Source organism: Methyloceanibacter sp., from assembly GCF_051306395.1.
Taxonomy (GTDB): Bacteria; Pseudomonadota; Alphaproteobacteria; order Rhizobiales; family Methyloligellaceae; genus Methyloceanibacter.
Map to the genome: position 1 here is coordinate 1 of NZ_JBPPND010000209.1, position 12,820 is coordinate 12,820.

Here is a 12,820-nt window from a genome sequence, read left to right on the forward strand (position 1 = left end):
GTGTAGATGCGGCTGCGGCGCGTCGACAAGCCGTTGTCGGCGACCAGGAACGGCGCCTGATCGACGCCGTCGATATAGGTCTTCTTTGGGAACAGTTCGGCGAGCTTGGCGCCGGGATATCCCGCAAGGTGCAGCGCCGTAGGCAGAATGTCCGCCAGGTCGAACAGCTGGTCGGACTTGCGCGGCGTTACCTACGGAGGGAAATGGCGAGGCTAATCAGGGCTATGTGCTTGGTACCGCTGACTGGATTCGAACCAGTGACCTCTTGATCCACAATCAAGCGCTCTAACCAACTGAGCTACAGCGGCACTATGGCCCGATGGCTTGGGCCTCATGCCGGGAAACTAAGGGCAGGCACGACCCGTTGCAAGCGGGCCGGCGGGCCGGGCCGAGGGCACCGCTGATTTCACGACGGGGTCCAAAAATCAAGTCTGCCCAACAAAACAAAAGGCCCGGGCATGGCCCGGGCCTCGCAATGACGCAAGTTACTCGTTACTCTGCAAACGCAACTGACTTGAGGGCGCGTGCGGCTTCGCGCACCACCTCATGCAACTCGTTCTTCAAACCGCTCGCCTCAGGACGTCTTGCGGCCGACCTCGAAGGAACGTGACATCTGACCCTTGATCGGCTCCGAGGTGTCGGCGGCGATCTTGGTGGTCAGCGCCCGGATCTCGCCCGCCTGGCTCGCAAACACGTCGAACTGGCTGCGGATGAAGGACGACTGAAGCTCGACGATCTCGGCGAAGTTCTTGGCGCCGGCCAAGCTCTTGGCGAGATCGAAGCCGGAGTTCAGATTGCGCTGCGCGATGTCGATGAGCTTGCGGTTGAAGGCGGTCGCGCCCTGCCCCGCAGCGTCGAAGGAACGCTCCATCGCATCGATGGACTCTTCCAGAGCTTCCTTGCCGCGCTCGTAGGCCTCACGGGTCTGGTTCACCGTCTTCTCGGCGAGCGCGCGAACGCTCTCGGGCACGGTAGTGTCGAGCTTGAGCGCCTCGAATTCCTTGGCAGCGTTCTTGAACGTTTCCTCGGCCTTCTCGACCACTTCCTCGGAGGTCTGGGGAATGTGGGATGTCTCGGTCATTGTGGCACCTCTTCGTTGAGCTCCTCAATTCGCCTGATAGGGCATAAACGCGGATTCACCCTTTGGGTCGCCGCTTTTTGTTGCACTGCAATATAAATGGTGCGATGCGGCACTTCAAGAGGCACAGTGCCTAAGAGCGCGGCTTTTTCGCTTGGTGGACGAAATTCTTGCTTTCGGCCTATGCATCGGATCGAATTCGCCTAAATTTAGTGGTTGAGTCGAGTAAGCGCCCCAAGAGGGCGTGTCACGTGGCCGAGCCGGACCGTGCGCTCAAAGGCGCAATGACGGGCTCTTTAAGTATGTCAGTGGGGCCAATCATGGCCGACCTCAGACTGCAACGGCGCATCGAAGAGGGAGACCGCGAGGCGCTTGAGCATATCGCGCGCGCGCTGGAAGGCCGCGTTCTCCCCGGCCCCGGCGCGACCTCTCCTCTGCCCGAGACCAACGGACAAGCCAAAGCGGACACCGCAAAGCCCGACGACGCCAAGGAGCCGCTCGTGCTTGCGCCGGAGGGCCTGGAGGTCCTGCTGGAGGCGATGCCAGCGGCGATCGGGATCCTGGAGGGCGAGGCCCTCATCTATACCAACAGCGCCTTCGCTTATGCCTTCGGCTACCGGTCTCCGGCCGAGCTTTTGGAGGCGGGCGGCATCGACGCCATCCTGCCCGGCGGGGCCGCGCTGCTTCAGGCCGGGGATATGGTCGGACGAACCGAACAGGTTGACGCGCTGACGCGGTCGCGGCGGCGGATTAAAGTCACCTTTGCACTTTCGACACTCGATAAGGACGCGGACACGCGCCTGCTACGGCTGATCGATCAGGCCGACCTGGAGTCCGAGCAGCCGGCGCCCGAGGCCGAAACGGAGCCACCACCCGCGCCTCAGCCCGCGGTTACCGTTGTTCCTTCCCCGGACCGCGCGGTCGACGCGGACGCCGCCACGCGGCGGCTCGATTTTCTCGCCAAGGTGAGCCACGAGGTGCGCACGCCGCTCAATTCGGTGATCGGCTTCGCCGAACTGATGCTTCAGGAGCGCTTCGGGCCGATCGGCAGCGCGCGCTACAAGGGTTACGCGGAGGACATTCATCAGAGCGGGCTCTATGCGCTTAGCCTGCTCAACGATCTACTCGACATCTCGAAGATCGAGGCCGGCAAATTCGAGCTCGATTTCACCGCGGTCGATGTGGCGGAGGTGGTCGAGGCCTGCGTCGCGAGCTTGCAGCCGCTCGCCAAGCGCACGCGCATCGTGCTCCGGACATCTCTCGCCGACGACCTCCCGGTGGTCGTGGCGGATCCACGGCGGCTTCGGCAGGTTCTGCTCAATCTTCTCACCAACGCCATCAAGTTCACCAAGGAGGGCGGGCAAGTGATCGTGTCCGGCACGATGGTGGACGGCGAACTGCGCTTGCGGGTGCGCGACAGCGGCGTGGGCATGAGCAAGAACGACATCGCCTACGCCATGCAGCCTTTCCACCAGCTCGACACCTCGCCGCGACGCCAGTCCGGCACGGGCCTCGGCCTGCCCCTGACCAAGGCGCTGACGGACGCGATCCGCGCGCGACTCGAGCTCTCCAGCGAGCCCGGAGTGGGCACATCCGCCGACGTGATCTTTCCCGCCGAGCGCCTGTTCCGCGCCTAAGCGTCACACGCACGGTTTGACCAATCACTTTCGCAGCTGCGAAATCACCGACAATCAACAGAACTTTTAGAGTGCCTTGCCACTGTTCTACTGCGGCAGCGGGATTGATTACTTTGTCTCTTGAACTTTTCTAATCTATCTTCACTAGTTAGAAGGCTTCTAAGTTAGGTTCCATTTCGATAATCTTGTTGACAGTGCCCGAGCGCAAGCCTTAAGCGGAATAATAGCCCTTTGGTGCGCACCGGAGCGGCGTAATTCTTTCAGTCCGATACCGGGGCCTTGAACCCCGGCCATTGGAGGCACTCGATGCGTTGGACCTTGGCGTGCGCGGCGGCGCTCGCAACTCTTATCCCTGCTTACGCGGTTTCGCTTGCCGGCGCCGAAGAGCCCGGCGAGGTCAACATCTATTCGTACCGTCAGCCGTATCTCATCGAACCGCTGCTCAAAGAGTTCAGCGACGAGACCGGCATCAAGGCCAATGTCATCTTCGCCGAGAAGGGTCTGATCGAGCGCATCCAGGCGGAGGGGCGCAACAGCCCCGCCGACGTGCTGCTCACCACCGATATTGGCAATCTCAGTCAAGCAACGGCTTCGGGCATCACTCAGCCGATCGAGTCAGAGACGGTCGCGGACGCGGTTCCGCCGGCTTATCGCGGCGAGAACAACGAGTGGATCGGCCTGACCCACCGCGCGCGCGTCGTCTATGCCTCCAAGGACCGGGTGGAAGAGGACGCCATTACCTACGAAGATCTCGCCGATCCGAAATGGCGCGGCAAGATCTGCATCCGCTCCGGCCAGCATCCCTACAACGTGGCGCTGATCGCTTCCATGATCGCCCATCACGGCGAGGAGAAGACGGAGGAGTGGTTGCGCGGGGTGAAGGCCAATCTGGCGCGCAAGCCCGCGGGCAACGACCGGCTTCAGGTCAAGGGCGTCTATGCGGGCGAGTGCGACATCGCCATCGGCAACACTTACTACATGGGCAAGATGCTCACGGACGAGGACCACCCCGAGCAAAAGGAATGGGCGAATTCCGTGAACATGCTGTTCCCCAACGCGGACGGCCGCGGCACGCATGTGAATGTGTCCGGTGCGATCGTGGCGAAGAACGCGCCCAACAAAGAGAACGCGGTAAAATTGGTTGAGTTTCTGGCTTCCGATAAAGGCCAGGAGATGTACGCGGACGTGAACAGTGAGTACCCCGTGAAAGAAGGGGTTCCGTGGTCAAAGCTCGTGCAGTCGTGGGGGGCTTTCAAGTCGGACCCGATCTCGCTCAATGAGATCGCGGCACGGCGCAAGGCGGCGAGCGAGCTGGTGGACAAAATCGGCTTCGACGAAGGGCCAAGCTCATGAGGGGACAACGATGAGCTTTCATAAGAGAATTGATGAGCACGCTGGGCAGCGCGCTTTTATTCCGGCGCGGAGCGGCGCCGAGTGGCTAGTAGGCGTGGGCTTCCGGTGCTGGCTTGCCGGCTATGACACAGGCTATATCGCCTGCTGGGAGAACGGCTGGAACGAGTACAACCGCATCCTCGGGCCGTCGCGCGCGAAGCGCGCCGTGACGGAACTTGCCTGCTGGGTCCGGGCCGTGCGCTCGTCTGCCTCGCGCAAGATCGAATATTATCCGTTCGGCTGCTCGGGCTTCTGCCCGGACGAATGCATGGCGATCTCGCTGATCGCCGCGTCTCAGAATCATCGCTGTCCGGCCATGCAGGCCTGCGCGCTGGCGCTCACCGGTTCCGATTTGGTCGACCCCGTGATCGACGCGGCCAACGCCTTCGCCGATGCGCTTCAGGAGGCGGATCAATGCCTGTCGCAAGAGGCGGTGGCTGCGCTCGTGGCGGGCAAGGCCTCCGGCCGCGAGGGCGGTATCGCTGGCCGGCGCTGACCACCAGGCGGCCAAAGGCCAGCCCCCGGAGCCCGCTTCCTTTCGTCGAAGGCTTGTCCGGCTTTCCGAGAGCGGCAATTTGGGCTGGTCCGTCGCGGCGCTGATCCTGTCCCTCATCGCGCTCGCGCCGCTCATCGCTATTGCGGTGATCGCCCTTCAGCCGAGCGGCGATACCTGGCCTCATCTCATCGCCAACGTGCTTCCTGGCGCCGTGCGGCGCACGCTTGGACTGATGCTGGGCGTGGGCGTTCTCACGCTCTTGATCGGCACCGGCACGGCCTGGCTCGTCACCATGTACCGCTTCCCCGGGCGCCGCGCATTCCAGTGGCTTCTGCTCCTGCCGCTCGCGATGCCCACTTACATCATCGCCTACTGCTATCTGGAGCTGTTTGACTATTCCGGCGAAGTGCAGACCGCCATGCGCGGCTTGTTCGGCTGGCAGAATGCGCGAGACTACTGGTTCCCGGACATTCGCAGCCTCGGCGGCGCCATCTTCGTCATGAGCGCGGTGCTCTATCCTTACGTCTACATCACCGCGCGGGCGAGCTTCATCGCCCAGTCTGTCTGCGTGATCGAGGCAAGCCGCACGCTGGGGCGGAGCGCCTCGGAAACCTTCTGGCAGATCGCGCTGCCGCTCGCGCGTCCGGCGCTGGCGGCCGGCGTGGCGCTCGCGCTGATGGAGACCTTGAACGATATCGGCGCGGTGGAGTTCTTCGGCGTGCGCACGCTCACGGTCGCCGTGTACGACACCTGGCTCGATCGCGGCAGCCTTGCCGGCGCCACGCAGATCGCTTGCGTGATGCTGGTCTTCGTCTTCGCCCTGCTCGCTCTGGAGCGCGCCTTACGGCACGGACGGCGGTTCCATCACACGACCGGCAAATACCGCGACCTGCCGGAAGACACGCTCCCCGGCGCGAAGGGCGCGCTTGCCGCTGTAGCTTGCGCCCTGCCGCTCCTCGTCGGCTTCGTGCTGCCGGCCTATGTGCTGGTGGGCGACGCCATCGTTCATATCTCGTCGGGCCTGTCGCCGGACTTCTGGCAGGCGGCGCTGCACAGCCTGGCGCTGGCCTTCGCAGCCGCGGTCCTCGGCGTGACCTTCGCCGTGGTGCTTGCCTATGGGCGGCGGCTGACCCGCTCCAAGTTCGTTCACGTGGCAAGCCTCGTGCCCGCCATCAGCTACGCGGTGCCCGGCACCGTGCTCGCCATCGGTCTGCTCATTCCGCTCGCCGGCCTCGATAACGCCATCGACGGTGCCATGCGTTCGCTGTTCGGCGTCTCCACTGGCCTCCTGTTCTCCGGCACGGCGTTCGCCATCGTGCTCGCCTACACGATCCGCTTCCTCGCCGCCTCGCTGGGGGCGGTGGAATCGGGACTGAGCAAGATCTCGCGGAATATCGACGCCGCGGGCCGTACGCTCGGCGCCACGGTGAGCGACATGCTATGGACGGTGCACCTGCCGCTGTTGCGCCCGGCGCTCGGCGCCGCGGCCATGCTGGTTTTCGTGGACTCCATGAAGGAGCTGCCGGCCACTCTGCTGCTGCGGCCCTTCAACTTCGATACGCTCGCTACCCAGGTGTTCACGCTCGCCTCCCTTTACCGCTACGAAGAGGCCGGGCTCTCGGCCCTGACTATCGTCTTGGTCAGCTTGGCCCCGGTCCTCCTGCTGCACGGGATTATCGCCAGGAGCCGCCCCGGATCCCCGGCGAGCCGGCCCGCAGCGGCTGAAACAAGGCCCGAATGGGCGTTGCGGATCTCTTGATAACCCAAGAGAATGTGACGGTTGGGCTCGCCTGGGCCAGTCGGTTTAGGCTAGATGAAGCGGGCCATGCGGCGCTCTTCAGGAGCGCCCGGCCCCTTCGCAGCGAGCTTCGCGCAGTCAGCAAAGCGGAAAGGTCGGTATGAAGCCGCGCCAACGTCCTTGGAAATGGCTTCTTGTCGGGCTTGTCGCGGTTGTCGTCGCGGGGCTTGCGCTCCTGCTCCCACATCAGCTTGGAACGTCCTCCGAACTGCGGGACCGGGTGGCGGCTTCCCTGTCGGACTGGACCGGCGGCACCGTCACGCTGACGGAGCCGCTCCAGGTGCACTATTTCCCGCCCTCGCTACGCGGCGGCTTCGTGCTTTCGAACGCCGCCAACCTCCCTGCGGTCCGCACCGTCACGGCGCCGGACTTCAAGGTTACGCTCGACTTTGCCGAGCTGCTGATGGGACGGGTGCAGCTCGACGCGCTGCGGCTCGGCAAGCCGACCATCACGCTGAAGGAAAGTGCCGGCGAAGGCGGGGCGGAGCAGCCGTTCGCGGCGATGCTTGCCGATGCGCTGACCGACCCGCCGTTGGAGGCCGTCCGCATCCGCCGCGGAACGGTCAAGTCCGCATCCGGCAAGCGGCTGATTGACAAGCTCGATATTCGGCTCAGCGCGCGCGGCCGCAGCGGCGTGCTCGCGGCGCTCGGGTCGTTCGACTTCAATGGCGAGGATGTGGCCTTCTCGCTGGACAGCGGCAAGATCACGGAGACCGTCGAGGGCAAGGCCGCGCCGGTCACGATAAAACTTACCTCCAAACCGGTGACGGCACGCTTTTCCGGCACGGTGCGCGCGGCGGACGGCCTCGAAGGCAGCGGCGACATGGAGACGGTCCTGCCGGACGCCCGCCGCTTTTTGAATTGGGTGGGCGTCGCAATCCCCGAGGGGGACAGTCTCAAGAACGTCGCCGCCTCGGGCACGGTCCATTGGAGCGGGTCGACGATGACGTTCGACGACGGCACGTTCGAACTCGACGGGAACGAAGCGGTCGGACTTTTCTCGGTCACGGCAAGCACACGGCCCCGGGTCGAAGGCACGCTCGCCTTCGAGACCCTCATGCTCGATCCTTATCTCGGCCGCGGCGACGCGAGCGCGCAAGAGGTGGCTGGGTTCGACGGATTCCTGCTGAAACATCTCGATGCGGATTTGCGCGTCTCCGCCGGCGAAATGTCGGCCGCGGGCCTGAAGCTTGGGCGTGGCGGCTTCACGATCAACGCCAAGGGTGGGACAGTCTCCGGCGAGATTGGCGAGCTCGACCTTTGCGGCGGCCAAGCATCGGGACGCGCTGGGCTCGACCTTTCAGGCGCGCGAACCGTCGCCTCCTTGGTCGGCACCCTTGCCGGCATCTCGATCGACACCTGTCTTCACCCCTTTGCGCTCGGCGTGCCCCTGAGGGGTCTGAGCACTGTAAAGCTCGATGTCTCGAGCGGTGGCACCACGCGCGGCGAGCTCATCCGGGGGCTGGTCGGTGAGGTCAAAATCACCGCTCAGAACGGCGCAGTGCCGATCGACTTTCCAGAACTCGCGGCAACGTCCGCGTCCGGGAGCGACGGCTGGAGTCGCGGCGCGGGCACGGCGTTCACCTCGCTCGATGCGGATTGCAGCCTCTCCGCCGGCCATCTTTGGTGCCGATCCTTCCGCATGCAGACCCCGAGTGGCCTGGTTTCAGGGTCTGGCGGGATGGATGTGGCGCAGCAAACCCTTGATTGGGACTTCCTGATCGCCGACCCTGTCGCGCCGTTGGATGCCTCGCAGCTCGTCATGGAGACGCCGCCGCGAGTCTCCTTGCACGGCTCGCTCTCAGACCCCCTGATCCAAAGAGCGAATCGCCCCACCCTCGGAGCTGGATCGCCGGAAATTGACCCTAAGAGCACCTCGGCCGCGCCGCGCTGAGGCCGCAACCGCAGAAGATTTCGACTGAGACCGCCGCTCGTGTTCAGCCACCGCCAAAGACAGTTTCTGGGAGACACCGCGACCGCCCGCCGAGCCGTGCCTATCGCCCTGGCTTTCGCCGTCGTGCTCGGAGGTCACCCGGATACCGCCCGTGCCCAGGACACGCTCAGCGTGGCGACCTGGGGCGGGGCTTACGGCCGGGCGCAAGAGGTCGCCTTGTTCGAGCCCTTCGCCAAGAAAACCGGCACGGTGATCGCGACGGAAATCTACGACGGCAAACTTCCGAAGCTCAAATCCTTGATCGAGGGCGGCACACCGGTGGACGTGGTTGACGTGTCTGCAGGCGCGCTCAGCACGTTGTGCAAGGCCGGGATGCTCGAGACGATCGATATCGCTTCGCTTGACACCAACGCCCAAGGCGGCAGCAGCGCCGCGGACGACTTCTTCACCGGCGCGGTGTCGGATTGCGGCGTGGCAAGCGTGGCCTGGTCCACGGCGGTGGCCTTCGACCGGAACGCGTTCCGCAAGGGCGAGCCGGAGAATATCAGCGCGCTTTTGGACACAGCGCGCTTTCCCGGAAAGCGCGGCCTGCCCAAGAATCCACACCGCACAATCGAATTGGCATTGCTGGCCGACGGAGTTCCACCCGAAAGCGTCTATAGCGAGCTTGCGACTGCGGAAGGCGCGGACCGCGCGTTCGCCGCGTTGGACAAGATCAAGAACGACGTTTTTCTGTGGGACAAGGCCGAACAGCCGATCACTTGGTTGCTCGAGGACAAGGTGGCGATGACCGCCGGCTATAGCGGGCGCATTTTCCGCGCCGCTGTGGGTGACCACAATGTCGGCGTCTTGTGGGACGGGCAGATCTACGACGTTGATGCTTGGGCGATCCCCAAGACCTCGGAAAACAAGGAAGAGGCGATGCGCTTTATCCGCTTCGCCACGGCACCCGAGCAGCTCGCGGCGCAAGCAAGGCTCACCTCCTATGGCCCGATGCGCAAATCCGCTCTGGAGCTGGTCGGCACACATCCCATCATCGGCGTGGACATGCAGAAATTCCTGCCGACCGCACCGGCCAACTTCCAGAAAGCGCTGAAATTCGACGACGCGTGGTGGGACCAAAATGGCGCGGCGCTCAGCCAGCGTTTTGCCATTTGGGCGGCGGAAGTCGAGGCGGCGGAGGCGGCGCGGCAAGCCGAGCGAAAAGCCAAAGAAGCCGCCGAGACGGAGAGCACTCCGAAGGCTGCGCCCTAGACACCGTCTTGCGCGCCGCACGACAGCTTCTCTTCGCGAAGAATGACTGTCCCAAGAAAGTGCGGGTAAGCGGCAACTCTCAATTGCCTTATCTGTCGTCTTCGTGTCATCCTGAGGACTGGAGAGAGTCTCCGGGTGACATCATCCAGCGACATCCTCTACGCAGAACGCACGACCAGAGCGGCATGCCGCAAGGTATGCTGAGACTGCAAAGCACTGCCGGGGCGGGGCCGGCAGTGCACTTTGGTTTGTCTCTTCGGTTTCGCTTCCTCTTAGAACGTCCGATAGAGTCCGACCGCCACATAGCCGCTGATCTTCCATAAGATAGTCGCCGGTGAAACCGCCGGACAACGTGGCCTCGAGTTCGCGGAAGTTGACGCGCACGAAGCCTCCGCCCCGGCCTGCGTCGTATTCCTCGTTACCGAGCGCACCGCCCTCGACACCTAAAGAAAGTTTCGGGCGGACGCGAAAGCCCACGCGCGCAAGGCTGTAGTATTCCTGGAAGGCGGTGCCGTAGGACGCGTCGGCCGAGAGGAACCAGCGGGAGGAGATGTCGTACCAAGTCTCGGCGACAAGCCGTAGGCCGACCTCGGTACTTGAACGGAATTGTTCGGATCGCGCGGCTCGATATGCTGATCCTCCGCTTCAATACCGGCGACGAGCTTGACGATCACGGCACCCGGCCGGAATTGATAGCCGACCTGCGCGGAGGCGAACCCCACCTGGCCGTCGAAGGTGGTCCCCACATAGTCGCTGCCGTCGAACAAGGCGCCGTCATAGTGATAGCGGCCATAGGCGCCGACGGCGCGAACCCGCCAGCCCGGCGCGTAGAGATTGCCAAACGCATAGCCGCCACCCACATAGCCACTTGCGTAATTATTGCTGGCCTCGAAGCCGCTGAACATTTCCCAATGGGGTGTATCGGGTCCCAATGGGGTGTATCGGGCTCGGCGAAGACCGGATCGATAGGCATTCCAAAAAGGAGGGCAGCGGACAGCAACGCCCCGCTTGCGCGGGAGCCCGGTCGGCTCCCTGCTATACTGCCCCCCTGCACCGCGCCTCACTCGCCCGCTGCATTTCCCAAGGTGCATCTTACGCGCGAGACTGCCCGGGGCACCCGCAACCAGGTTGCGTGCAACCCGGTACAACTCAATCTGTGGTTGGTTAATCCGTGATATTCTCGGCACAGTTCTGAAGAAATGAAGCCGGATCGATTCGACACGTGGCTCAAGGTCGACGCCAAGGGCCTCTATTGCCGGCCCGGGGGGTTCTATGTCGACCCGAATGGGGCCGTCTCCCACGCCGTCATCACCCATGGCCACTCGGACCATGCCCGGCCGGGGCACGCCGCCGCGCTGGCGACACCGGAGACGCTCGCCATCATGGATGCCCGGCTCGGCGAAGGCGCGCCACAGCGAAGCCAATCCCTCCCCTATGGAGAACCACTGACCGTCGGCGACGTCACGGTCACGCTCTATCCGGCCGGCCATGTGCTGGGCAGCGCGCAGGTGCTGATCGAATACAAAGGGGCGCGGGCCGTCGTCTCCGGCGATTATAAGCGCGGCGCCGATCCGACCTGCGTCCCTTTCGAGCTTGTGCCGTGCGACCTCTTTGTCACCGAAGCGACCTTCGCTCTGCCCGTGTTCCAGCATGGCGATGCCGCAGCAGAGGTCGCTAAGCTCGTCACCTCGGTGGCGCAGTTCCCCGAGCGGGCGCATGTGGTCGGCGCTTACGGGCTCGGCAAGACGCAGCGGATGATCGCGCTGTTGCGCGAGGCGGGTTACGACCGGCCAATCTTCATCCACGGCGCCCTGCAATCGTGCTGCGATCTCTACGAGTCCGTCGGCGTGGCACTCGGGCCGCTTGTGCCGGCGACAGGCGCGCCCCGCGATGAGCTCAAGGGCGCAATCGTCCTGGCGCCGCCATCCGCCATTGCCGACCGCTGGTCGCGCCGGCTGCCCGATCCTCTCATTGCCTTCGCCTCGGGATGGATGCGCGTGCGGGCGCGCGCCCGGCAACAGGGCATAGAACTGCCCCTCGTCATCTCCGACCATGCCGACTGGCGCGAGCTGACGGAGACCATCGCCGAGACCGGCGCCGAGGAGATCTGGGTGACCCATGGGCGGGAGGATGCGCTGCTCCACCACATTGGGACGACGGGACGCCGCGGCCGGGCGCTGGCGCTGATCGGCCGCGAGGACGAAGACCAGTGAAGGCCTTCTCGGCGCTTCTCGACCGGCTCGCCTATACGCCCTCGCGCAACGACAAGCTGCGCCTGATGGCGGACTATTTCGCAAGCGTGCCGGACCCGGACCGGGGTTACGCGCTTGCCGTCCTCACCGACGGGCTGTTCTTCCGCGTTCCTTTCCGCCGCATCTTCGCCGAGATGCTGGAGGCCCGTGTCGACCCCGTCCTCTTCAAGCTCTCCCGCGACTATGTGGGCGACACGGCGGAGACCATCTCGCTGCTCTGGCCGGCGCACGAGGAGAGCCAAGACCCCCCTCGGCTCGCCGACGTGGTCGAGAGGGTCCAGACTGTAAATCCGACCGAGGTTCCGCAACTGCTTGCGGGCTGGCTCGACCGGCTCGACGCGACGGGGCGGTGGGCGCTGCTGAAGCTCCTGACCGGGGCGTTGCGCGTCGGCGTCTCGGCGCGTCTCGCCAAGACGGCGCTCGCCCAATGGTCAGGGAAGCCGCTCTCGGAGATCGAAGAGGTCTGGCATGGGCTTGCGCCTCCTTACCTGCCGCTATTCGCCTGGCTCACGGATCTGGCGCCACGGCCCGACACCAGCGGCAGCGCCGTGTTCCGCCCGCTGATGCTGTCCCACGCCATCGAGGACCGGGAGCTTGCGGCCATCACACCTGGCGACTTCGTTGCCGAGTGGAAATGGGACGGCATCCGCGTGCAGGCCACGCATCAAAGGGGCGAGAAGCGGCTCTTCTCGCGCACCGGCGATGATATCTCCGGCGCCTTCCCCGATGTCGTCGAGGCTCTGCCGGACGGCGTGGTGCTCGACGGGGAGCTTCTGGTGCTGCGCGGCGGCGATGTGGCGCCGTTTAACGATCTTCAGCAACGGCTCAACCGCAAGACGGTGACGGCGGCGATGCTGAAATCGCATCCCGCCCATATCCGCCTCTACGATCTCTTGTTCGAGGGCGGCGAGGACTTGCGCCCCCTGCCCTTCATGGAGCGCCGGGCGCGGCTCGAAGCTTGGCACGCCAAGAACGCGCCGGCGCGGACCGACGTTTCGGAGATCGTCGGCTTCGACACC

Annotated in this window: 10 protein-coding genes, 1 tRNA gene and 1 pseudogene; 9 read left to right on the plus strand and 3 right to left on the minus strand. The window is 64.5% G+C overall.

Annotated elements, in window-relative coordinates:
• Nucleotides 1–269, plus strand: a 269-nt coding sequence (locus ACSLE4_RS10990) for a hypothetical protein (protein WP_435904494.1), incomplete at its 5' end; no start/stop codon positions are given.
• On the opposite strand, the gene ACSLE4_RS10995 is transcribed toward ACSLE4_RS10990, so the two are convergent.
• A tRNA-His gene (locus ACSLE4_RS10995) sits at nucleotides 232–308 on the minus strand. The genes ACSLE4_RS10990 and ACSLE4_RS10995 overlap by 38 nt on opposite strands.
• Nucleotides 309–574: 266 nt before the next feature.
• Nucleotides 575–1,081, minus strand: coding sequence for a phasin (locus ACSLE4_RS11000; protein WP_435904495.1), 507 nt, complete (start codon nucleotides 1,079–1,081; stop codon nucleotides 575–577).
• A 317-nt stretch (nucleotides 1,082–1,398) separates the two neighbouring features.
• On the opposite strand from ACSLE4_RS11000, the gene ACSLE4_RS11005 reads away from it, so the two are divergent.
• The 6 genes from ACSLE4_RS11005 (at nucleotide 1,399) to ACSLE4_RS11030 (ending at nucleotide 9,549) form a co-directional block, all read left to right on the plus strand.
• Entirely contained in the window at nucleotides 1,399–2,715 is a 1,317-nt protein-coding gene (locus ACSLE4_RS11005) for a sensor histidine kinase (protein ID WP_435904496.1), read from the plus strand.
• 306 nt (nucleotides 2,716–3,021) lie between these two features.
• On the plus strand, nucleotides 3,022–4,068 hold the full coding sequence (locus ACSLE4_RS11010; RefSeq protein WP_435904497.1) for a Fe(3+) ABC transporter substrate-binding protein: 1,047 nt from the start codon (nucleotides 3,022–3,024) through the stop codon (nucleotides 4,066–4,068).
• A gap of 94 nt (nucleotides 4,069–4,162) precedes the next feature.
• Entirely contained in the window at nucleotides 4,163–4,603 is a 441-nt protein-coding gene (locus ACSLE4_RS11015; protein ID WP_435904498.1) for a hypothetical protein, read from the plus strand.
• Nucleotides 4,604–4,682: 79 nt separating this feature from the next.
• Nucleotides 4,683–6,362, plus strand: coding sequence for an ABC transporter permease (locus ACSLE4_RS11020; protein ID WP_435904499.1), 1,680 nt, complete (start codon nucleotides 4,683–4,685; stop codon nucleotides 6,360–6,362).
• A gap of 139 nt (nucleotides 6,363–6,501) precedes the next feature.
• Entirely contained in the window at nucleotides 6,502–8,295 is a 1,794-nt protein-coding gene (locus tag ACSLE4_RS11025) for an AsmA family protein (RefSeq protein WP_435904500.1), read from the plus strand.
• A 96-nt stretch (nucleotides 8,296–8,391) separates the two neighbouring features.
• Nucleotides 8,392–9,549 (plus strand): extracellular solute-binding protein, encoded by a 1,158-nt coding sequence (locus tag ACSLE4_RS11030; RefSeq protein ID WP_435904501.1) that lies wholly within the window; start codon nucleotides 8,392–8,394, stop codon nucleotides 9,547–9,549.
• 141 nt (nucleotides 9,550–9,690) lie between these two features.
• Here ACSLE4_RS11030 and bcsS read toward each other — a convergent pair.
• A pseudogene (gene bcsS, locus ACSLE4_RS11035) lies at nucleotides 9,691–10,865 on the minus strand (cellulose biosynthesis protein BcsS).
• Between bcsS and ACSLE4_RS11040 the strand changes: the two are divergent.
• Nucleotides 10,749–11,762 (plus strand): ligase-associated DNA damage response exonuclease, encoded by a 1,014-nt coding sequence (locus ACSLE4_RS11040; protein ID WP_435904502.1) that lies wholly within the window; start codon nucleotides 10,749–10,751, stop codon nucleotides 11,760–11,762. The pseudogene bcsS and the gene ACSLE4_RS11040 sit on opposite strands and share 117 nt — an antisense overlap.
• Nucleotides 11,759–12,820, plus strand: a 1,062-nt coding sequence (locus tag ACSLE4_RS11045; protein ID WP_435904503.1) for a cisplatin damage response ATP-dependent DNA ligase, incomplete at its 3' end; no start/stop codon positions are given. The genes ACSLE4_RS11040 and ACSLE4_RS11045, both read left to right, overlap by 4 nt.